Here is a 22,788-nt window from a genome sequence, read left to right as displayed (position 1 = left end):
TTGCACTTTGGGGCTCTAGCCTATCGTGCTTCCGCCTCTCTCCATTCCGCTTACCGGTACTCCCCTGAATTTTGCAGTTGCCCTATTGGTATGATGACGTCGCTGGTGTATCACGATGCTCCAGCCAGCTCCGCACATCATGTATTGTATCGTATTCGTCGCTATCGATTGTACTCATGTCACACGTTCAGTGTCTCCCTCCGATGCTTTTTCCACTGATTTGGGGAACGTAAACGTGAATTTCGTCCCCCCCGTGCGATCGATCGCTACCGTGCCATTGAGTTGATCGGTCAAGGTGCTTATCAGCTGAAGTCCCAGCGAAGTCTGATTCTCCAGCGTGATGTCTGGGGATAATCCTACACCATTGTCTGCTACCACGAAAGTCAGGCCAGTGTGATCTTCGGTAGCTGTGATGGATAACTTACCCTCTTTCTTCTCCTTGAATGCATACTTTAAGCTGTTTGTGATCAATTCATTGCTGATGAGACCGAGAGGAATGGCGGTGTTGGTATCGATATAAATATCATGAACATCGAGATCAAGCCGGACACCCTGGTTTCCGGCCTCATACGAGCTGAAAAGCACCATTCCCAGAGCACGGATGTAATTCCCCAGATCGATATGGGAGAAATCTTTGCCCTTATAGAGATGTTCGTGAACGATCGCCATAGACCGCACCCGGTTCTGGCTGTCTTTCAAGGCTTCAATCGTATGGGGATCTGTTGTCTTACGGATCTGCATGTTGAGGAGACTTGAAATTATCTGGAGGTTGTTTTTGACCCGGTGGTGGACTTCCTGGAGCAGGGTCACTTTCTCGGACAGGGATGCAACGATCTGCTCTGTCATTTTCTTTCGTTCGGTAATGTCCCGGACATTGCACTGGATGACCTTCGAATCATTCACCACATAGACATTGCTGACAAACTCCACGAATATCTGCCGCCCATCAGCAGTTTCGAGCGGCAGATGCTCGTAACGGATAAATTCCTCCCGTTGCAATTTTTCGAAGTTATCTTTGTTAGCTACGATATCCCTGAAAATTCCGATATCCCATATTTTCTTTCCAAGAAACTCTTCGTAGGAGAATCCTAGCAAGTCAATTAAAATTGGATTTACATCAACGATTTGCCCGGTATCGGCATCGAGAATGAGAATTCCGTCATGTGTGGACTCAAAGAGGCGGCGGTACCGGATCTCTCTGGCATGCAGTGCCTCTTCTGCATGTTTGCGTTCAGTGATATCCTGGATAACGCCGATCACAAACCCCTGGCAAGGTGCACCCTTATACACAGTCGTAGTGGAAATAATGGTACGTTTCTGCCCGTCAGGTTTGGTGATCATCACTTCGTCTTCCCGGGTTGTCTGACTATGGAAGACATCATCGGTCATATCCCCGTTGAACGCTGAATCGGTCTCACAGAAAAAATCGCGGGGTGTCCTGAAACGAATCTCATCCTTCGTCCGATCGATAAACCGGCAGAAGCTGTCGTTCACGAGAACAAACCGGTGGTCGCGGTCAAGGACATAGACCGGGTAAGCGATCGTGTTGATGATGGTGGAAAGGTTCCTCTTGGATTCCACTTCGAGTTCGAGTACCTGCATCTCCTTCTGCGCCTTCTTTTCGTCAAGAATAAGGTAAACCACGGAGGCGAAAATGAACATACCGATAATGTTGAAAACGACCATGGGGATTGCAACTGATGTGACGACAGTAAAAAATTCTGAAGGTTTTGTTACGAGAATGAGAGTATAACATGAGATAAGCGTCTCAGAAAGCCCGATCAAGAGCACCGCGACCCAGATAGGGACAAACTGCCGTTTGTTGGCAAGATACATTATCCCCCCGAGAATGCCTGAAAGGATGGGGGCGGATAACCCTGTCCACATATACGGACCCCCCTGGAAAAACCGGAACAACCCCCCGATAATCCCTGACCCGATTCCGATGTACGGTCCACAAACCAGACCCGCTGCCATAGGGCCGAGATCCCGGACATTGACGACAGCACCATAGATGGAGAGCCCGCTGAGTGTCCCGAAGATCGACAGAATGCCGAAAAAAACCATGAGGAGTATCTGGGTGGTCCATGCCGGGCGGTGCTCGAAAACCTCATTGAAAAACCGGCTTCTCATGAAAACTGTTGCAAAGACGATAATCACGCAGACGATCTCAAAGAGTGTAACTGAACTCTGGATGAACGTCAGTTCCATGTTACCGAATCCGTATATATGTTATATATATATTGTGGCAAATGTGGGGAATAAATATCCAAAACTTCCCGTAAATGCCTTTTTTATATATCAATGTCAATGACAGTTTATGCCAGCGGAATCCTATGACGCCCTGTTCACCTCTGACTTCCCGCGGTGGGTTAAAGCCGAGATCGCACGACAGGATGAACTTATTTCCATGAATCGCACCACAACAACAGCAAAGGGGACGGTAGAATATGCCCGCCTTGGAGAAGGTCCGGCCGTCCTCGGTATCCACGGAGGGCCCGGAGGGTATGACCAGGCCCTCATGCTCTTTGACTGGTTAGCCCGGGAGGGTTTTTCGGTGCTTGCACCGAGCCGGCCGGGGTATCTCGGCACTCCGCTCTCGTCAGGCAAGACTGCCGATGAGCAGGCCGACATGTACGCAGCCCTGCTGGATACGCTCGGGATAGACAAGGTTGCGGTGATTTTCGGGTCAGCCGGGGGTGCGTCCGGCTATGGGTTTGCCATACGGCATCCGGACCGGGTCACCGCACTGGTTGCGATCGATGCCGTTGTCTCACAATACCTGATGCCGGCCAATGTCAATGCAATAACCGAGGCGATATTCTTAAGCGGACCCGGAGAACAGCTGGTCAGCTTCTTCTCAACCCGGTTTCCCAAGAAGACCCTGCATGAGTTCATCCAACAAGAGTCCCTGCTCCGGCCTGAGCAGATCGACAAGCAGGTCGATGCAGCAACCCAGGATCCCGACCAGATGCGTTTTTTCTTCCGCCTTGTGCGTTCAATGTCGGATTACTCCAGAAGAAAGGTCGGCGTTGATAATGATATGAGACATCTCGCAACACTCCCTGACCTTCCCGTTGACAGGATACGGTGCCCGGCACTCATCATCCACGGGACCCATGACAGTGACGTCCTCTTCTATCACGGTGTGTACGCACGGGAGAATATTCCCTTTGCTGAGGAACTATGGGTGCGGCAAGGTTCCCACTTCTGCGCATGGATCTCACCGCAAGTCCATGACGTGCAGGAGCGTATCATAAAATTCCTGCAGTCGCACCATTGAAAATGGATGTGGATATCAGGCTTTAAAACCCAACAAAAACCAGGATACCTACCAGAAATCGAGATCTTACAGTGAGAACCAGGTGGAGAACCTGATTCTTCTTTGTTATGATAGTCTGTTTTCAGACAGGACCGTGTGAATGATCTATCGGTAAGTTTGGAGCTGGAAAATATAAAACCATAAATACGCCTGCGATATACTACTGCCCATGAGGGAGCTGAAAAACAGCATACGGCAGATCCTGCGCCAGAAAAAAGAAGCAATGATACCAAAAGACCGGCTTTTAAAAAGCCACGCGATCTGCCATCATCTCATGGAAATCATCAGGCATGATGAGACGGTAATGGTCTTTACTTCAAAGGAAAAAGAGGTCAATACCGAGCCGTTGATCCTTTCCCTCTTAAGGCAGGGAAATCCGGTTGTTGTCCCGATCATCGTTAAAGAAGACGTAAGCCTCCGGCTGTCATATTTACGGGATTTTTCCGCACTTGTTCCGAGCACGTTTGGCGTTCCTGAACCCATCGGCAGTGAGATTCCGGCAGATCCTAAAGAGATTGGTACGATTATCCTCCCGATGCTCGGGTTTGACCGAAGCGGCGGAAGGATCGGGTACGGTGCCGGCTATTATGACCGGTTCCTGTCAAAAAACCGGAACCTGCGGAAGATCGGGGTCGCATTTGCCTGCCAGGAAGTTGACAGCCTGCCGGTTGATGAGAATGATGTCCCCATGGACTACATCATAACTGAAGACGGAATTGTTTATCGGGATAGGACGGTGAGCAATGGAGATCAACGGCACCGGGATACTTGACACCTTTGCAGAGGCATTCCCGGTCTGGCTGTCGCGGATTATCATCACGGCAGCAACAACAGAGTGGGCGTACAAGGCAGCTGTAGAAGCGACCGGGTTTGCGACATCCAAGATCGGGTGCCCCTGTGAAGCTGGGATTGAACGATATCTCACTCCAGAAGAGACCCCGGATAGCAGACCCGGAATCTCGATACTGATCTGTTCGGAAAAGAAGAACATGAAATCACATGTCGCGGGCAGGATCTCCCAGTGTGTCCTTCCCACACCGACAGCATCAGCTTTTGACGGTTTTCCTGATGCTGATTTTCGGTTCTTTTCAAAAATGCACTATTTTGGGGACCGGTATGAAGAGCGGTGCATGGTTGGTGGCAGGAAATGCTGGAAGATCCCGGTTATGGAAGGCGATTATGTGGGAGAGGAACGTTTTGGGACCGTAAAGGGTATTGCCGGCGGGAACTTTCTGGTCATGGGAAAAGACCAGCAGTCGGCACTTTCCGGCGCCGTTGCTGCAGTAAAAAAAATAACCGGCATTCATGGTGTTATAACCAGTTTTGCGGGTGGTATTGTTGGCAGCGGTTCAAAGGTAGGGTGCAAAAACTATCGTTTCCCGATGCCGGCAAGCACCAACCATGCCTGGTGTCCTACTCTCAAGGATCGAATCCCCGATTCGTTAGTCCCTGAAGGAGTGGCTTCAGTATATGAGATCGTTTTGAATGGTATCGATGAGAGCTCCATCAGGAATGCAATGAAAACCGGCATCCAGGCTGCGACTGAAACCGGGACGGTCATGTACATCGGCGCATCAAATTTCGAGGGAAAACTCGGTCAGTACCGGTTTTATCTCCATGACCTTTTCCGGTAACCTATTACCCGGTCTCATTTTCCCGAGCAACTCCAAATCAGCCCATCGTTCAATTCCGGAATTGTCCTGTCGATCCGGCAGCGATCGCCCGCTCAACTGCTCTCTATCAGTGCATATTTTAAGAGCCCGCCCTATCCAGAACCCCATAAAACGGGACGCGATCAAAATACGACGAAAATTTCCGGTAACATAAAATCATTTATAAAATTTAACGTGTTACACAAAAGCATAATGAAAATATGTCCCGATTGCGGCAGGGAACTATCCTCTCCTGACAGTGAATGCCCCTCGTGTAAAAAAAAGATAAAAAATCCCTTTACCATCCGGCATTTTTTATGGGAAAATTTTCGTTTTTTCACGATGGTTGGTATAACCGGAACCATGATCTCCCTTATACCCAATATGGGGACCCGTATTCTGGGGGCATCCTGGATTACCGATACGGACAGCCTCCTCCCCTTGTTCCTTTCCATTATCATTTTTTTTGGAGCGGTATTCTTAACGATCTGTTTTATTTTGATATTTGGCCTGATCATCGAAGGCAGGGATACCGAAAATATCCGGAAAAAAATTACTCTCTGGTCCCGGACGCTTATTACCTGGTATGATGGTGATTCCCAGCGCTCTGTACTACTTCTCTGTTTAGTGCCGATGTGGTTTGGCCTGACGCTGTTTTTTATCCTGATAATGCCCTTGATCCCCAATAAATATTCATGGCTTTTTGCGGCTATCACGGGACTCACCTGTATTCCGCTGGCTATCTATGCATTTTTAGGCTGGAATATCGGGAAAAAAATTACCGGAAATATTCCGGGACTGGAAAAATTCCCCCGGCTGAGCGTGGTTGTATTTACCCTTCTGGTAATAGGATTTCTTGTCTTCATTCCCTTTGCTCTTCCCCGGTTTTTTGATAATGCGGATGCTTTTTCCGGGAATATAAAAATACAGGCAGACCCGCAGTATTTCTCCCCGCATATCTCATCGGCAAAAGGATTGCGGCTCGAAATCACGAATATCTCCGGGCGTGAATTACTGGCAAGCAGACATACCTGGTCTGCCGATTATGGCTATTTCATCAGGGTTATTCCATCAACGTCTGAAGTCACCATATTGGGAAATCCCGTGTACGACGATACTGCAAAGGATATCCACTGGACGTATCCCGGAACTGATCCTGAACGGAATAAGAAACCCGTAAAAATTGATTTACACCTGTATTCATTGCAGGGAAATAAGGAGATCGCCAATTCATCGGTATATCTGACTTGGTACACCAATGAAATTGTGTATGTCAATACCTCGATTGGCAGATCGCCATAATTATATTCATACATTAAAAAAAAGCAAACCTCCCTTATCCCGCTCTATTGAACCCATAATCGGAAGGGGTCATCAAAAATATTAAATCTGTCAAAAAAAAGGGATCTGTATGATACTTGTTGACATACTCACGCCAATCTCTATTATTATTGAGTTCCTTATTGTGATTGTCGGATGTTACATCGGTGGCGTTCTGAAAAAACCGGCAGGATATCTCTTTGCAGTTGCGTTCCTGCTATTCGCGTTGTATGATTACTTCAATATCATCGGTCTTGGTCCGGACCTCATCGCGGTTGTGAATATCATTGCAGTTCTCGCGGCTTTGGGTGGTATAACGCTCATTGCGAAAAAAGCATAACCTTTTTTTTGGTATTGATGCATAAGATCAAAAACGATCTATCTAATAAAACCGTGGATATACGGTAATGGAAACGTAAAGCAGATGCTTCTTACACCTGCCCCTTTCTGGTGATGCAGGATAAACCGGTGATTCAGAACCGTTCAAAGTAACAATCACCCGAACTCAGTTTCCCGCCGGGTTTAAGATTAAGAACGAAGTTATCGGCATGTTCAAGACATACGTATGCTGAGCAACACCCAAATCCCTGGTACCCGATAGCGTCCTTTTCACAGTACTCGCATTTCTTTTTCTCCGCCATATTATTTCTCTCTCTTATTCTTTTCATAGAAATTTTTTGTCGGTCTGCCTTTACTCTCCCTCTTAAAAATCATGGCTCTCTTCCAGAGGGGAGATTTCCCAAGAGAAGCGCCCCCTTGATCCCCAGTATGGGATTTTATCAACAATCTGATGGTTATCGTAATACAAGGAGATACCAAACCATCAAGAATGAAAGCACAACGTACTGAAACCTAAAGAGTGACTGCTTGTTTTTCTTTAAGGTTTCAGCAGAGCACCAATTACTAAATATCGGGCGAGAGATACTGACACTATGGCAGAAAAAGCAGAAAGGCCAAACATGCTGCGTATTGCTGCAGCAGTAATTCTTGGCTGTATCATTGGTACGATTTTGTTTCTTATCGTGGCTCTGGGAATAGGTATCGTAAACGACAAATTGGGAATGCAAATTCCCGTCAACCTGCTAATTGCAGAGAATATTTTCAGTGCAATCCTGCTGGCTCTATGTATCCTGATCTGTATTGCCGGTTTGTGCTGGCAGGTATGGAACACCTCTCCATCGGATACAGACAGGGCTGTTTTTGAACCTGATGAGTAAGAAAAACAATACCTTCTGATGGAACATTTTTTCTTTTTCTTATTGTAAAAGACACGACATAATATCCTCACCATTTTTCATCTGTCCGGTTACAATATTTTCATATGACTCTTGAAAAGACAGCAGTGACGGTAGTTGCCGGTCTCATGGCCCTTGCCGCTCGCACCGCCCCGAAAGGAAAAGGAGTGGATACGATTAGTATCAGGGTGCTTACCGGAAAGGAAGTGTCCACGCTGGCTACCCGACTTTCCGAACTGGGAGAAGAACGCGATATTGGTTTTTTCAAAAGAGATGCAAAGAACATTTCAGCAAGTGATGCGTGCGTCCTGGTTGGTGCACGGGGTGATGTCATTGTCGGCATCAATTGCGGTGCGTGTGGGTTTGCGACCTGTGCGGAGATGGCAATGGAATGCAAAAAGCGCAAGAACAAGAAAACCACGCCGTATTCCGGGCCCAACTGCGCTATACGGATGGCTGACCTCGGCATTGCCCTTGGCTCGGCAGTAAAAACCGCCCAGATTCATAATGTCGATAACCGGATTATGTATTCCGGCGGTGTAGCCGCTATCGATCTCGGGCTTTTGGGAAAGGATTGTACGGTTGCCTATGCGATTCCCCTCTCTGCTACAGGCAAAAACATTTTCTTCGATCGCTCATAACAGGAACTGTTACATATGCCGATCATGAAAATCCGCGGTGGGGATCTGGATCTCGTGGAGTACGAGTTCAAGTCTTTCGCTCCAAAAACAATTTTAAAAACGCTCGGGCTTGAGAAGAAGAAGTTCAAACTGGCACCGGTAAATGGGAAAGTAACTGTCAAAGCCCCGGCACGCATCCACCTGACCGTCCTGGACATGAACCGCTTTGCCCCGGATCACCCGGGCGGCGGTGGCATCGGGTTTGCAATACAGTGTTATTGTACTGCAACGGTTGAATGTACAAAAAAAGAAATCTCGATCAATTATGGGCGTGCACCTATCATCGAGAACTTCGTCGCCGTGTTCAAAAAGGCGGTCGGATATACCGGCGGATTTACCATCACGGCAACCGATCATGAACAGAAACATGTGGGCCTTGGATCAACCAGCACCGTCATGATTGCAGTAGCTACTGCAATGAATGTTGCCGTGGGTTCTCCGCTCACCAATACCCAGCTCCGCCATTTAATCGGTCATAATTATGTTGAAGAGACCACAGATGGTAATGTTGCTTTTGGATTCGAGACCGGTGTCGGCCCTGCGGTAAGTACCCATGGTGGCATGGCAATCATGGGCGATGAGCTCTCGCTGGTCTACCATCACTCCTTTGCCGAAGGAAAGAATGTGCATATTATAATCCCCCCCACAGACATTTCATCGGCCGGGACGCAGGAATTCAATCTCCTGATGAACAAGGCACGGACATTGGATTACCGTGACCGCGAACTTAAGGCATATCTCTTCTTGATGGACCTTGTACCCGCACTTGAAAACGATGACATAAAAAAAGCTGGCGATGTGGTCTGGGAGATCGAGTTCCGGGGATCCAAACGAGCTGAAGTGGAGCACCACAGTTACGGGATCTATCATTACATGAGCCAGCTTCGGGAGAAAAAACTCGAATTTGTCGGTATGAGTTCGGTAGGTCCTTCTATTGCCGTAGTCACCGCACTTGACCGGAAAGCCATGGACAAACTACTCAAACCTCTTGGCCTGAGCGTCACTATCAGCACGAAAGTCGATAACAAGGGCATGACGATTGCCCACAAAAAATAATTTTTCATAGTCTCTCATTTCGGAGTATGTGAAACGTTCAGTCCCGTATGAAGGCCTGAGTGAAAGGATTATCGTTATTTTGAAGAGATTAGTATACCATTCAATTTTGATTGTGATGCTTCCCACCCCCTTCGGGGGTCGCTCGGCCGCCTCGTCGGGGCCTCGCTGGGCGGGGAGGTTTATTCAGCACATTTCAGAGATGGAGATCTGATAAGAAGCGGATAAAGACATTGCTCCAGATTTAAACCGACTGATCCACCGCGGGGGCGGCGGGATGCATCGTATTTGGGGGCATGGGGGCGTCAGCCCCCATCTTTGCAATCCGCTCAATATCAAAATTACCAATATATTACCAGAAAAAAACGTAATTATTCTTTCCGGGAATCTGCCGTTTTTCTCTTCTCCAGGTACCCGGAAATAATGCCGTAGAGTATGAACAGGATGGTAATCGCACTCATGGCAATAACAGCGATAATCAAAAGGCTCATATTTTCTTTTACTATCGTAAATGAACCAAAATAATATCCGGCAAGAACTACCCCCGCAGTCCAGCATACAGCACCCAGAACATTATAGAACAGGAACCGGGAGTAGTGCATCGATCCCACGCCCGCAAGGAATGGTGCAAAGGTCCGCACCAACGGGACAAAACGTGCAACAAAGATCGTTGCACCCCCGTATTTTTCATAGAACATGTATGTACGGTCAATATACTCTTTTTTGACAAGTGTGGGGAACTTTTCAAGGAATACATGCAGGCCGATATAATTCCCGATCCAGTAATTTACCGTATCTCCCAGTACTGCACCTAAAATGATCGCAATAAAAAGCCACTGGAGATCCATGATCCCGCTCGCTGCGGCTGCGCCTGCAACAAAAAGAAGGGAGTCCCCGGGAAGGAAGGGCATAATGACAAAGCCGGTCTCTAAAAAAATGATGCAGAACAGAATAAGGTAGGTCCACATTCCATATTCGTGGACAACAGAGATCATATTCTGGTCAAGATGGAGAAAAATATTGATCAAAGAATCGAACATGTGTAGTGAAAAAATATGGGTTCGTTCTCTATATTAAATTGAGTTTCTGTAGTTTCTTAATAAATTCACGGCAAATTCACTTGTAATTATGATAAATACTTCATAAAAACCGCAGACTGAAAACATATATCGGGAATCAGCACCAAAAATATTTTCATCATATCCATTTGACCATCCCTTATGGAGAATAATAACAATGTCACACACCGTTTCTGCAAACCTGTTCCGCATTCTATCCCTTGCATGTCTTGCCGTATTTTTTATCTTACCGGTTCATGCATTCACGGTAAATTCCCTGGATATTACTATCGATAAAAGCGGGGATGCCACTGCAAGTTTCAAATTTACCCTGGAAGGTTTTTTAGAAAATGCTATACCACAATCCATGCTGGAAGAAGAACTTAAAAAAGGTCTTACCTCCAGTTCAGAACCGCCGGTTATCCTATCCATGGACAAAACGAAGGCTACCCTGCTCTTGAAGAAATTTGCTGAAACGCAGGATGTGCCACAAGGGACGCAATATCGTACTGCTTCCATGAATTTTCAGAAAGCAGAGATTGCCTTAAAAAATTCTGCGCTTAGTAGCGTTGTGACTGCTGATTTTGCACCCGCCAAGAGCACCATTTTTTTCCCTGATGCCTATAAAAGGGAATTTACAAACGCAGCGGTTCTCCCGGCACTTACCCATATCGTAATTGACCCTTCAAAACCTTCTGTTGCATCAACACCAGATACGAATGGCAGAATAAATGTTACTGCTTCACCGGCAATTGTTCAGGTTTATATCGATGGGACTTATGTCGGAGATTCTCCCGGGATGTTTTCTGACATCCCGACAGGGTCCCATACGCTGCTGTTCCAGAAAGAAGGTTTTCAATCCGTAACAAAAACCGTTGCCATTGTTGAGGGCAAAACAACCAATGTATTTGTATTCCTCCAGTATACTGCACAATCAACCCCGGCACCCTCAGGTTTACTCCCCGTGCCCGGGTTTGGCCTCCTGATCACGGGACTTGCCGTTAGCGGTTGTATGGTTCTGCGAAAAATAATCCGGCAATAAATCTCTGTTTTGCATTTTTTTGGGCAATGTGTTATTTTAGCCCCTGATTTTTGCATAAGATTTTTAGTAATTCATATTCGAGTAAATTGTTTTCATGCTCATGAGGTCTTTGGCCCGGTCTTTGCCTCAGCCGCTACGGTAATCCCACCCTGTCGTAGTACTGAAACAGGAATCAGTCACAGAAAAAAGCAACACTCGTCAACAACTGTCACTTTTTTCGTATAACTTTTAGTCAAGGAATTTTTCGAAATTTCTATTGTAAAAATAAAAAAAACCAGGGTTTTTATTGATACTTCCCCCTAAAAAAAAGATTACTGGCTTTTTCTGATGCAGAATAGCGCCAGGATGAGAAGAGCGCCACATGCCAGTAACGGGATTGTACCGGATTTCTGCGGTGTTGTTGAGGTAACCGGTGACATTCCAGCAACAACCGTGCTGGTGGCACCAGCATTTACTGTGGTTGTAATCTGGTAATCCTGGTACCAGGCAAGGCGAACTATTACAACATGACTTCCTGCAGGTATCTCTTTTATTGTTAACGGAGTAATTCCTACAAAATTGTTATCAATAAATACGTTAGCCCCGGAGGGAGTTGAGGAGACCGATAATTCACCATTGCCGGGTTTTGGTCCCTCACGTGTAAGAATAGCGTTGATTTCTGAAACCGTGTTTGCATTTACCGAAACCGTGGTCGTATATTTCTGGTAACCGGTAAGTGTGAGAACAACGGTATGATCGCCGATACCAATGTTATTCAGTTTCAATGAGCCGCTTGACGGGGTTTGTCCGTAATTGTTACCATCCAGGGTAACCGATGCGCCACCGGGGCTTGATGAAACATACACCCACCCGACATTGCTTATGGGGATAGGATTGAGGGTGCCCGAGACCGTTCTAGTGCCGCCTGCCGGTACCGTGACGGTTGATTTCCAGTCATAATACCCTGCATGGTCAAGTTCGATGATGTGGGTTCCGGATGCAAGGTTGTTGAGCGTAATGGGTGTCGTTCCACGGTACATGCCGTCCAGAACCACTTTTGAGTTTGAGGGATCGGAAATCACATAGAGTGCGCCCGAAGTATCCAGTGGAGAGAGGGAACAAAACACATCTGAACGTGTTCCGGATGACACCGAAGTTGTTGTCGTGTACGTGTGATACCCGTTCATTTCAGCCTGTATCGAGTAACTTCCCGGCCAGACTTCGCTTATCGTGAGGGGTGCACTTCCCCGGTAGTTGCCATTGAAGTAAATTGAGGCGCCGGATGGTGATGATTCAACATAGATAGATCCATAATTGACCGGAGGAACCGGTGTGGGAATAGGGTTTAACGTGGCATAATAGGTCCTTGTCTCACCGGCTCCCGGCATCGAGAGTTCTCCACTATAAGGGGTGTAACCACTTTTTTCCACGGAGAAAGAATGATACGGAGTCGCAGTGGAGTACACCGGGACCGTGAATGAACCCCCGCTGATCACTCCCTTTTCCACGCCATCGAAAGATACCCTTGCACCATCCACATTACAGCGGATCTCAATCCATCCCTGATCCCCGCCAATCGCGCTGACCGCAGGGACTGATACCAGCAACAGGCAAAGAACGATACTTATGAGAAACAGCAGTTTTTTCATTGAAATGCTCCGTCTAGGAATAATGGTTTTTTTCAGTATAAACGTTTCTAAAATAGAGATACGATACGTCATAAGGGAACATTTAATGAGCAAAGGGAAAAAACCTGAAACTATTTTATAAACGTTGCCTGGACCTCTGCACGGGGGAAATCCTGCCCGCGAACCCGCAGAGACCACCGTTTTGTGGTTATGGTCTGCGGGGTTAAGGTACAGAACAGATCCTGCACTTCGGATTCGGTAAAAAAATGCGTACAGACGCCCTTACCATTCCGGATTGTTCCCGGTTCCACAACACATCCCTTTGTTGATCGAAAATCTTCTACAGAAAATCCGGAGAAGTATAAGGTGCCTCCCTTTTTCAGCATCCGTGCTGCTTCAACCGCTGCATGTGAACGATCACCGCTCTGCAAATGGGACAAAACGTGAGTGGCGATCACCCCCTCAAACCTTTCTGAGGCAAAAGGCAACCAGCGGGCGTCGGCTACACAGGTATGGCTGTTGGGCACCGTATCGGTAATGGGTTTGCACATCCTGACTGCACAAGGAGAAAAATCGATTGCCGTCATATACCAGTAATGCTGGATCATGCAGGACAGGGTCTTGCCATTGCCACAACCAAGTTCAAGTACCCGTGAACCCGGCGGTAAGATCGGCAGATGATGTACGGTGCCACTCCAGAGCGCTCCCCGTTGCATGTATTCCTTGTCCCATGCCTCGGAATCTTTTCTCACGATCTCCCCATTCACATATACATGTGCCGGCAAAATTAAAAGACGGTTATCTGTATATGAAGCGGAACCGGTCCGGTTCTCCTGGTTATTGGTTAACGGGAGAAATATTCCTTTTTTCCGGGAATATAAATTGCCGATGAATATTCTTCTATGAAATCTGCATCGGTAAGGAGATCAACATAGACCATTTTGTCTGCTACTTCCTGCGCAGTGGACCGTTTCTTATCAGACATAAGCGTTGCATAAGCACCACTCAGCGAACCGTTACCGATTCCATGGAATGAAGCGTTATAAAAATCCGGTATAATGCCGAAACAGACAACATTTTTTATGTCAGCAAAGGCCCCGAATGCCCCGGCGAGATAGACGTTTTTTATATCGCTGACTACAATGCGGTACTTTTTCAGCAGCACACCAATCGAACCAAGTACTGCTGCTTTCGAGTCCATCAGGTATGCCATATCCTGCATGGTGATCACAATATCCCTGCCGGTGGCAGTCTTGTCTTTGGTAACCAGTACATATTCAGGACCCCCCGGACCGATCCGCACACCGGGTTTCCCGACAACGATCTTTCCAGTAAAGTCAAGAATTCCTGCGCGTGTCATGGTGGCGGCAGCATCAATGATACCGGAACCGCAGATACCCCGGGGAGGAGCATTTCCTATCGTTGTCCAGGATACATTGAAGGTTTCGGGATCTATAGTAACCGATTCGATAGCCCCGAGCATTGCCCGCATACCGGAGCTGATCCCGGCACCTTCAAAGGCAGGGCCGGATGCGCAGGAAACTGAGGCCAGCCAGTCTGAATTTCCCAGGATCACTTCGCCATTAGTGCCAAGATCGATGAGAAGGGAGAGATCTTTTGAGGCATGCATGCCCGAAGCCAACACGTCTCCTACTGCATCCCCTCCGACAAAACGACTGACATTGGGCAGGCAGTATACATATGCTTCAGGGTTTACCCCGATCCCGAGCTGCCGGGCATGGATCAGGATCGGTTTCCGGGAGACCGTGATATTGGCAAGTTCCAGATCATGGCAGTCCTTTCCGACAAGAAGGTATTCCATCACCGTATTTCCGCTGATACAGACATCGTTGATAAAGGACGGGTCCACGAAAGCAGAGGTTATCAGCTGGTCGATAACATCATTGATGCTTTCCACCGCAAGGCGCTGGAGCGTTGCCCTGCCTTCAGGTTCTTTTGCAGCATGGATACGGGTCAGGAGTTCCTCACCCAGCGTGATCTGCCGGTTGAGGGAAGAGGCCTTTGCACGAATACGGCCATCAGAAAGGTTCACCAGCATACCCACACTCGTGGTAGTCCCGAGGTCAAGGGCAAGACCGTAATTCTGTTCACGGGTATCCCCGGCTTCAATTGCGATCACTTCCGGATATTGGTGAATGCGGGTGATGGTAACAGTAACCGGTCCTTTCGCATTGAGCAGGTGTTCGTGCTGCTCTTTTGTCATGTGCGGGCGGGCTCCTGTATACCCATCGAGGCGCAGGGAGCGGGATGAGGCGGAGTAACCCGCATCTTTTGCCTGCAATAACCGGTATTTTGCTACCAATGGAGAAATTTCGGGATTGTCGCTCACGTTGTTCATGAGGATACGGGGAGCAAAAATCCTGCTTTCCACAGGGATGATAAACTCGCAGTCTCCCAAGACATGCGTGTGGCAGGCCCGGGAATAATTGTTCCTGATTTCTTCGGGGGTAAGTCCGTAAAGGCTCATCAGTGAGCCGAAATCGCTTAAGCCCTTTACATAGATAACTTTGCACTTATTGCATTCCCCGTTTCCGCCACAGATGCATTCAAACAGAATCGCGGCTTTCCGGATTGCGTCAAGTACGGTTGTACCCTTTGGTACAGAAACCTGTTTGTTTACCGGAGAGAATGAGACCGTAACAAGATCAGCCATGAAGAGCCTCGGAGAAAAGACGGGGAAAAAATGGGGGTGCAGGGTGGATCATGCGTGCGGACCGGGATTTTTTTTGTTCGTGCCGTACAATTCATTACTCCTTATGCCAGCGTTCGCGGATATACAACGCGATACCTGAAGAGTCCTTGGGTCCGACAAGGATTTTCCAGCCCGTTGACTCTTCCGTTTCCCCGCTGATGCGGGCAGATAATCCGGGGATGATGAGCGTCTTGTGATTTACCAGGTCAGCAACACCATATTCTTTTAACGACGATGCGATTGCATCTGCGGTAAAATACCGTCCGGCAACGGCACTTTCCACGCTCAGGCCGCCGGTGTCTGTTACGATGAGGTAACAATCAAGGTTTGCGGCCTTGATATCGGATTCCACCGTGAAATAGGTAAGGGCATAATTTGTGGTAATAAGGACCGGGGAGTCGCGATCAGGCCTGCCAAATGATTTTACCCCGGCTTCTACGGATACCGGTTTCCGGGGATCCGAGTAAATATTGAACCGCCAGATCAGCTGCGGGAGCAGCACCCAGCCATCGAGGCTGTGCATGATGAGCAGGTCTGAATACCGGGTCAGGAGCATCGATGCCGTCATGGCTTCTCTCCACTTTAAGACATCTTCGGATAACTCCCCGCTGGTCCAGACCGTGAGCGGGACGCCAAGGAGCGGAAAACCGAACAGTTCATCGAAATTCCTGCATGCCTGTGTCCGGATAGCCGTAAAGTTACTGATAGTCTGGGCCAACCCTTCTTCGGAGATCGTGCCCGGATCTAGTACAAGATCGGAGATGCCATAGGCAAGCAGGGTTCTGACCAGAGAACGGAGCAGCGGAAGATCCTGGGGGGCAAAGACGGCGAGCGGCGCGTGATAAGCAAGGGCAAGATCGGCCATCGCTTTCCAGTTCTTCTCGGTTGCAGCATAGATAAGCGGGCACCGTTCTTTAATTACCGATAGACCGGCTTCCATTACGACAGGATCAAGAACGCAGAGAATGAGGGGCAGGTCGGTTGTGTCTGCTACACGTTTCACCGTTGCCTTAAACGCTGCGGGATCACCGGAACAGGAGCGGATGGCAACCGCATTGAGTTTTAAGGTTCTTCCAATATAATTGTAGGAAAAACCGCTGATCTGCCGGACACGGGTTTCCAGTTCGTCATCTGTCATGAGATCATTGACATCAATGGCTATTGGGGTTGGGTTGTGGTAGGTGAACTCATGCCGCTGGAGTACATATTTCCCCCCGATATTGATAGCTGATTCACCAGTACCAATGGTCACCTGGCGTACCAGGGGGGCCATGAGTGCCGATAGTGATTCGTGCTCCTTACCGAACTCGATTGTATGGAGGGGAGGGCAGGCAGAGATCATTAATTCGCCGTTGACTACCCGCGTGGCAAATGCCATGCAGTTGGATTCACCACATTCCTTGCAGTTCGTCCGGGGAAGCAGGGAATAGACATCGATCGGGCTGATCTCGCGAATACTTTTTTTTGCCTTTTTTACCGGCAATGTGCCTGAACCGCTCATATTCTCACGCTCACCCAGTCATGGATCGGTTCAACCGGAGGATTTTCCATTGTCTCGAGGCGGTGGATCACGTCTTTGAGCGTCAGGACTGCTGCCGGGTGCATCATAAGGAAAAGGTCTACACCGGCAAGGAGCAGGGTGAGGGCATTGACCGTCTCCCAGATCGGGCCCCTCAGTTCACGCGGCCCGTATTCCGGGGGCATCTTCATCCAGGCTTCCCGGGCAGCCCATGCATTGGTGGCTGCCGATATCACCGGGTGTGCCAGCTCCGAATCCCCCATGAGGGCTGCATACCGGGCGCGTTCGTGGATAGTGAACGAGTACTCCAGCCCGTATCCCAGCGCAACGGTGGTCAGGTCCATGACGATCTGCTCAGGGGGAATAAACTCGTACAGCCGGCGGTTCAGTTCCTTGGCATTATTCAGTTCAAGACCGGTAAATGCAAGCAGCACATGGCCATGATCGCGGGCTGCGGTGGCAACGCTCTCAAGGGTCCTGGCTTCGGACATGTCAAGCGTGACGGAATTCAGCAACAGGCGCTCGCCATGAGCCATCTCGGCTACGGCCGTAAAGACGGCAGCATCTTTCTTCGGATCGCCACAGCCGCCAATGATTAACGGGACATCTACGGCCTGCAGCACATCCTCAACGGTTTTTACTGCCTGACGTACACTGGTATCCTTGAAGAGGGGATCGGTGCTCATCAGGTGGATGGTGATCATGTCCGCCCCGAACTTTTTGACATTCATCCGCGCCCATTCGGCAGGATCCTCCATCACCTCTTTCACATTCTCGCGAAGGACTGTTGGCAGGGAGACTGTCATATCAAAGACATCCAGCGAGATGACTGGTGCGTGAACTGGTGGGTGTAACCTATCCGAATATGCGGGTGTTGTTGCACCGCCAATGGTGATAGTTTTGTTCCGGCTGCCACCCTGTGATTTTGTTGCTCCGAGAGTTACTTCCCGTATCTTTCCCGGGAATTCTGTAGTGTGGGGTACATACGATTCCCGGATCAGTTCCGTTGGTTTTTGCATGAGCACGGGATTGGCCTGGGACTGGGTGAGCAGGGAAGCAAATCCTGATGAGGGGATGAAAAACTCGAGATCGCCGATCTCCAGTGTTACATTCTGGAGTTCAACCTGTTGTACACCTTTCAGCAGCTCGAGGAGCTGGGGAGCCAACGAGAGTAACTGTTCGCTGTTTATGGTACCGTTATTATTTTTTTGCACCACCTGGTTCACCTCCTCTGTGTGCTGGCGGTTTGACTGGCAGGATGATCACTTTTTCTGCCGTTATTTTTGCGTTTTTCAGGATGACCCGGAATCCGCCCATGGTGACAGGAATATCCCCCGCTGAAAAGACCATGGGGGTTTCTGAGGATCCCGTTGTGGTTTCTTTTTCAGTAACCCAGCGCTGGATCACCGGGTGGTGGTGGTCTTCTAAAAAGGTCTTGAGATCAGCAACCGATCCGGCATCCTTTTCCGTTGCAATGGCATCGTAGACCTCTGCCGGAATGAATGCCTGCAACCGTTCCTTGATCTCTGATGGCATCCAGACAACACGGTTGTAACCGCCATCCGCATGCATGAATTTTGAGGATCTCATGTATTCGATCGAGATACCATGGAAACCTTCGACCTGTCGCCCGCCGGCAGTTGAATCTGCCATGGTTGAGAAGGCAAGGCCGTTTACGGTTACCTGCCGGAACCCGCGGTGGACAATCCCGAATCCGTCCACTTCGGGAATGTAAAATGCAATGCCTTCAAAACAACCACAGGAAGTATGAGGATACCCGAAAGCTGAGTAGAGGTATACCCTGCTCACTTCACCCATGGACCGCTTTTTTGCACTCTCATTTACCCCGGTATACTCACCATTTTCGCGGTCAAGGCACTCGCCTTTCTCGATTGCATAGATCGGACCTTTTGGATCGACTCCGGCAGCTGCCCTGCCATCAAACCAGCTGATTGCGCCGCAGTTGGCATAACGCTGCGGGGTGATAACACAGACATGAGTGGGGGCAAAGGACTGGCAGAGTGCACACCCGTAAAATGTATCCACATCATCATCCGAGAGCCCGCGTGCCCGTGCATCCCGGGCTTCATAGGTTGCAAGCGCTTCTGAATAGAGCGGATGGATTTTTTCCTTGTCGGTGATAAAAGTGATCTGGACCTTTTCCAGGATGGGCAGTTCATTCCGGAACAGCTCGTGCATGACTTTTCCGATAAATGTAAATGAGTTCAGTCCTTTGGCAAAGGCCTTTTTTGAGAGACGGATCCAGATATCATACCGCTGGTTGAGGTGCATGAACCCCTCGATATAGTTCGAGTATTCATGAATCCGTCGTTCGACAACACCTTCAAGATCTGTTTCAATGCGTGCTCCGGCAACTTCGACAAGGATGCCAATCGGGTAATGCAAACCCGGTTCCATTACGTTGAGATCCGGGCCGATTATCCGGATCTCACCATCAGTCACCTGGTCAATGGGCCGGACCCGGACAATCTCGAATTTTTCCGGCTCATTGGGTCCTCCCAGTTCAACCTGCATGTCGTTCTTGCGGACACGCTCTCCTTCATGGACAAGGCCGACTTCTACGGGAATATTATCGAACATGGCCGTTTCAGTCCCCCAGGTTTTCGACAATGGATGTGAGATTTGCTGCCCAGTCCTTGATCGTGCTGTTCGGGAATGACCAGCTGGCATTGGGCTGGTACACGCAGTCGAGAGTCATGGTCTTTACCTGGGGGGCAAAATGCTTGAGGCCGGAAAGAATGGTCCATTCCATGTAATACGGGAGACCAACAAAAATTGCCAGATCGTATGATTCCTTCCCATCAAGACCTTTCCAATGGGGGTCGGTGAGACGGTTGGCAATATCAACTGCCGGCATCAGGGCTGCGGGAGAAAAACTGCGGTTGAGAAATTCACGGTTCGTGCTTGCCGTGACAACGACCGGAATTTTCCCCCGCTTGGAAAGTTCGATAAGGCAGTCAATCAGTTTCCTGCCTTCAACATCGTATTCGAGAATGCCATGACCCACGATCATGATAGGGCGCTTGGCCCTCCGGATCATTGCATCGGCGATATCCGGCTTGATGATCAGGGAGGCTTTTTTCGGCCCGGGGATCTCGGCGGTCTGCCATGAGTCAGTCATCGGCATGATTATCCCTCCCTCTTTTTATGGATCATCCGTGCCAGGAGCGTGGGATCCGGAATCGGTTGTTCCTTCCAGTTATTATCGTGGAGATGGGTGATGATCTCATCTTTCATCGTAAGGGGCACATCGGCAAGCGTCCTGACCAGCTGGTGGACATCGGGAGGTATTCCCCCGATGAGGCGCTTGTGGAGATCGACATAGTTTGCCAGTTTGTTTGCCCGTCCCTTGCTGGTATCATTGGGGCGCATTGTCAGCTTGGCGATAATAACCATCGCCTCTTCCTTTGTCTCTGCGGCAAAGAAGAGGTGTTCCGGCACTGGTCCCCCATAGACCTTTTTTCCCGTACGGGCATCATAGACATACCAGTCTTCATCCTTATCCGCACGGCCGAGCAGCATGCGCCGGTACTTGGTACCATGCGGGCCAACAACCACCGGGATACCAAGACGCCAGAAACCTGCTGCAATCGCTGCTGCTTTCTGCGACATTGCACCCCATGCAACACCAACTGCGCCGACACGGTTGTACACGTAATCGGCAATCTCTTCATAGTTTCCTCGCAACGGGCGTTTGGCAAAAATGCTTGCAATCTTGATGGCGGCACCGGCAATATGAGCATTGGATACACAGGAGCCGACGTTGACGATACCGCCGGCTTCGAAGGCGCCGGAGTAAAGTTCGTACGCCGTCTTCCCGTCCTCGTTCCGGTACATTCCCGCAGACATGGCTGAGCATCCGGACGTACAGACAATATACCGGCGTTTCGCAAACTCCATGCACATCTCGGCAACTTCACGCGAGCCTTTCGGGTAATTGGCACACCCAACAAACGCGACTACTCCCGGGATCTCTCCAAGGACAATCGGGCCGCCCACTTTCCGGATCTCGACATCCTGGATCGCCCCCCGGCCGCTCCGTATGCAATACGTCTCATCCCGGGTCTTTTTCTCAGCCGCAGCAACAATCAGGCTGTGGACCGGAATCTTCTGCGTACAGGCAGGTTCGCATCGCCCGCAGCCAATGCAGTCATCGTAGATCTCGTCAAGGCCGGAGAGGTTACCTTGTGCTGCGGCCTTGATCGCTGCGGGCAGGGGAAGATCATTGGGGCAGGCGCGCCTGCACAGGACACACTGGGTACACTTTTTCGCAAGCGCAATCAATGCATCCTTGCTGTGAGGGAGGGTCTTATGTTTTTTCCGTAAGGGTGCGATCGCAACCGAGGTCCTTACCGCAACTTCACCGACTTTGACAGGATCGAGAATGAGTGCTCCGGTCATCCTGCCGGTCACAAAATCCTGCACAATCTCATCTACCGGATCATTTGTCCGGTCAGGAAGACCAAGACAGTTCTTTTCACTGGTAGCAATCAGGGGGGCGCGGATATGGGCAGATTCCTGCAGGGTATCAGCCCGGACGCATTGCTCATCGATCACCACTACATCGGGAATGCCGCTCCGGATATACCGGAGCTGCCAGGAGATAGGACCGATGATCTTTGCCCGTGCAGAGTACCGGGTTATATCGAGCGCGGTACAGCAGATACCGGTGACTTCAACTTCCGAGGCCAGGCCATTTTTCTGGAGATAATCGATTATCTCGGTCGATGGCGGGACATTGTGGCCGATGACAAGAATTACCGGTTTGCTGGTATCGACTGTTCCCAAGCCAAGATCCACCATGCCTGATTCGGGATCAGCTTTCGGGAAACCAAGCGCTGAAATCTGTGCAATATCGGCAACTTCCATCCCGAGCTGGTCGATCATGCCGGCATGGAGCACCTTGGATTCAAAGTCAAGGTTATTTCCTTCCTGCCCGGTATGAGTGACCGCGAGCAGCTGGGTGACCTGGTTTTCGCAATAGTCCAGCACAGGTTCAAGGTCGCCAAGAGTGACCGGCTTAATGCCGCATACAAGCCGGGTTACGGGCGCTTCCACTTCCACCCCAGTGTCCCCGACATTTATGGGGAAATCGCTGCTATATTTGTCGATCAAGTGGTTGAGAAGATGCCGGGCATGACCGATATGCGTGGCCGCACCGATACAGGCAGTGATCAAGACCGTTCTTGACTGCTGGGCAGGCATAGAGATACCGCAGGCTCCGCGCTTGGTGCCGGTAAGATCGCATTTACCGTATGTGCAAAGGCAGCAGAGATCACAGAAGGGCAAATAAAATGGCTTGTAACGGTTGAGCAGGGTCAGATCCCAGTTCCGGAGCGTGGTGAGCGACGGGAAGGGTGTAGGTCCCATCGGCTCATCCCATTTCTCCTCATTAATTGCGCCTATCGTGAGGCTGATATCGCGGAGATGTGCGATATCAGAATTCAGCTCCTTTATCTTGAGATTTACGCCCTTCCTGCTCATTATTCACCCACGATAAATTCATACATACATTGAAGAATAGCCCACATAAGGTTATCGAAGTAGGCAGTGGGGGTTCTTTTTT

20 protein-coding genes are annotated in these 22,788 nt (G+C 49.4%); 9 read left to right on the top strand and 11 right to left on the bottom strand.

Features of this window, described 5'->3' with window-relative positions; all coding sequences use genetic code 11:
* Window positions 1–174: 174 nt before the first annotated feature.
* Entirely contained in the window at window positions 175–2,211 is a 2,037-nt protein-coding gene (locus WC593_03625; protein ID MFA4824226.1) for a PAS domain S-box protein, read from the bottom strand.
* A gap of 109 nt (window positions 2,212–2,320) precedes the next feature.
* Here WC593_03625 and WC593_03620 point away from each other — a divergent pair, with 109 nt between their 5' ends.
* From WC593_03620 to WC593_03600, 5 genes are all read left to right on the top strand, one after another.
* Window positions 2,321–3,283: an alpha/beta hydrolase gene (locus WC593_03620; protein ID MFA4824225.1), complete on the top strand. Its 963-nt coding sequence runs from the start codon at window positions 2,321–2,323 to the stop codon at window positions 3,281–3,283.
* Window positions 3,284–3,491: 208 nt separating this feature from the next.
* Window positions 3,492–4,094 (top strand): 5-formyltetrahydrofolate cyclo-ligase, encoded by a 603-nt coding sequence (locus WC593_03615; GenBank protein ID MFA4824224.1) that lies wholly within the window; start codon window positions 3,492–3,494, stop codon window positions 4,092–4,094.
* Window positions 4,066–4,956, top strand: coding sequence for a formylmethanofuran--tetrahydromethanopterin N-formyltransferase (gene fhcD / locus WC593_03610; protein ID MFA4824223.1), 891 nt, complete (start codon window positions 4,066–4,068; stop codon window positions 4,954–4,956). Before WC593_03615 ends, fhcD begins: the two co-directional genes overlap by 29 nt.
* Before the next feature lie 360 nt (window positions 4,957–5,316).
* A complete protein-coding gene (locus WC593_03605) occupies window positions 5,317–6,276 on the top strand; it encodes a hypothetical protein (GenBank protein ID MFA4824222.1) in 960 nt (319 codons plus the stop codon).
* Between the two features lie 109 nt (window positions 6,277–6,385).
* Complete coding sequence (locus WC593_03600) at window positions 6,386–6,634, top strand: hypothetical protein (GenBank protein MFA4824221.1); 249 nt, start codon at window positions 6,386–6,388, stop codon at window positions 6,632–6,634.
* A 133-nt stretch (window positions 6,635–6,767) separates the two neighbouring features.
* Here WC593_03600 and WC593_03595 read toward each other — a convergent pair whose 3' ends face one another.
* Window positions 6,768–6,935 carry a hypothetical protein gene (locus WC593_03595; protein MFA4824220.1) on the bottom strand — a complete coding sequence of 56 codons (168 nt, stop codon included), beginning with the start codon at window positions 6,933–6,935 and terminating at the stop codon, window positions 6,768–6,770.
* A gap of 291 nt (window positions 6,936–7,226) precedes the next feature.
* Here WC593_03595 and WC593_03590 point away from each other — a divergent pair, with 291 nt between their 5' ends.
* The 3 genes from WC593_03590 to WC593_03580 all read left to right on the top strand — a co-directional run bounded on the left by WC593_03590 (window position 7,227) and on the right by WC593_03580 (window position 9,265).
* Window positions 7,227–7,511 carry a hypothetical protein gene (locus WC593_03590; protein ID MFA4824219.1) on the top strand — a complete coding sequence of 95 codons (285 nt, stop codon included), beginning with the start codon at window positions 7,227–7,229 and terminating at the stop codon, window positions 7,509–7,511.
* Between the two features lie 104 nt (window positions 7,512–7,615).
* Window positions 7,616–8,170, top strand: a complete 555-nt coding sequence (locus tag WC593_03585; protein ID MFA4824218.1) for a DUF2148 domain-containing protein — start codon at window positions 7,616–7,618, stop codon at window positions 8,168–8,170.
* Between the two features lie 15 nt (window positions 8,171–8,185).
* Window positions 8,186–9,265: a GHMP kinase gene (locus WC593_03580; protein MFA4824217.1), complete on the top strand. Its 1,080-nt coding sequence runs from the start codon at window positions 8,186–8,188 to the stop codon at window positions 9,263–9,265.
* Between the two features lie 368 nt (window positions 9,266–9,633).
* Here WC593_03580 and WC593_03575 read toward each other — a convergent pair whose 3' ends face one another.
* On the bottom strand, window positions 9,634–10,302 hold the full coding sequence (locus tag WC593_03575; GenBank protein ID MFA4824216.1) for a VTT domain-containing protein: 669 nt from the start codon (window positions 10,300–10,302) through the stop codon (window positions 9,634–9,636).
* A gap of 196 nt (window positions 10,303–10,498) precedes the next feature.
* Between WC593_03575 and WC593_03570 the strand changes: the two genes are divergently transcribed.
* Window positions 10,499–11,362: a PEGA domain-containing protein gene (locus WC593_03570; protein MFA4824215.1), complete on the top strand. Its 864-nt coding sequence runs from the start codon at window positions 10,499–10,501 to the stop codon at window positions 11,360–11,362.
* 311 nt (window positions 11,363–11,673) lie between these two features.
* Here WC593_03570 and WC593_03565 read toward each other — a convergent pair whose 3' ends face one another.
* The 8 genes from WC593_03565 to cdhA form a co-directional block, all read right to left on the bottom strand.
* Window positions 11,674–12,990: a PEGA domain-containing protein gene (locus WC593_03565; protein MFA4824214.1), complete on the bottom strand. Its 1,317-nt coding sequence runs from the start codon at window positions 12,988–12,990 to the stop codon at window positions 11,674–11,676.
* A 110-nt stretch (window positions 12,991–13,100) separates the two neighbouring features.
* Window positions 13,101–13,721 (bottom strand): class I SAM-dependent methyltransferase, encoded by a 621-nt coding sequence (locus WC593_03560; protein ID MFA4824213.1) that lies wholly within the window; start codon window positions 13,719–13,721, stop codon window positions 13,101–13,103.
* 92 nt (window positions 13,722–13,813) lie between these two features.
* Window positions 13,814–15,643, bottom strand: a complete 1,830-nt coding sequence (locus WC593_03555; GenBank protein MFA4824212.1) for an ASKHA domain-containing protein — start codon at window positions 15,641–15,643, stop codon at window positions 13,814–13,816.
* A gap of 94 nt (window positions 15,644–15,737) precedes the next feature.
* On the bottom strand, window positions 15,738–17,183 hold the full coding sequence (gene acsC / locus WC593_03550) for an acetyl-CoA decarbonylase/synthase complex subunit gamma (GenBank protein ID MFA4824211.1): 1,446 nt from the start codon (window positions 17,181–17,183) through the stop codon (window positions 15,738–15,740).
* Entirely contained in the window at window positions 17,180–18,418 is a 1,239-nt protein-coding gene (cdhD, locus tag WC593_03545) for a CO dehydrogenase/acetyl-CoA synthase subunit delta (protein MFA4824210.1), read from the bottom strand. Before cdhD ends, acsC begins: the two co-directional genes overlap by 4 nt.
* Window positions 18,402–19,802 (bottom strand): CO dehydrogenase/CO-methylating acetyl-CoA synthase complex subunit beta, encoded by a 1,401-nt coding sequence (gene cdhC / locus WC593_03540; protein ID MFA4824209.1) that lies wholly within the window; start codon window positions 19,800–19,802, stop codon window positions 18,402–18,404. Before cdhC ends, cdhD begins: the two co-directional genes overlap by 17 nt.
* Before the next feature lie 7 nt (window positions 19,803–19,809).
* A complete protein-coding gene (gene cdhB / locus WC593_03535; GenBank protein ID MFA4824208.1) occupies window positions 19,810–20,349 on the bottom strand; it encodes a CO dehydrogenase/acetyl-CoA synthase complex subunit epsilon in 540 nt (179 codons plus the stop codon).
* Window positions 20,350–20,351: 2 nt separating this feature from the next.
* Window positions 20,352–22,706 carry a CO dehydrogenase/acetyl-CoA synthase complex subunit alpha gene (gene cdhA / locus WC593_03530; protein ID MFA4824207.1) on the bottom strand — a complete coding sequence of 785 codons (2,355 nt, stop codon included), beginning with the start codon at window positions 22,704–22,706 and terminating at the stop codon, window positions 20,352–20,354.
* Between the last annotated feature and the right edge of the window lie 82 nt (window positions 22,707–22,788).

Origin of the sequence: Methanoregula sp., from assembly GCA_041645435.1 — an archaeon.
Taxonomy (GTDB): domain Archaea; phylum Halobacteriota; class Methanomicrobia; order Methanomicrobiales; family Methanospirillaceae; genus Methanoregula.
Note: the sequence above shows the minus strand (reverse complement) of the source record. Positions and strands in the feature narration are given on the sequence as shown.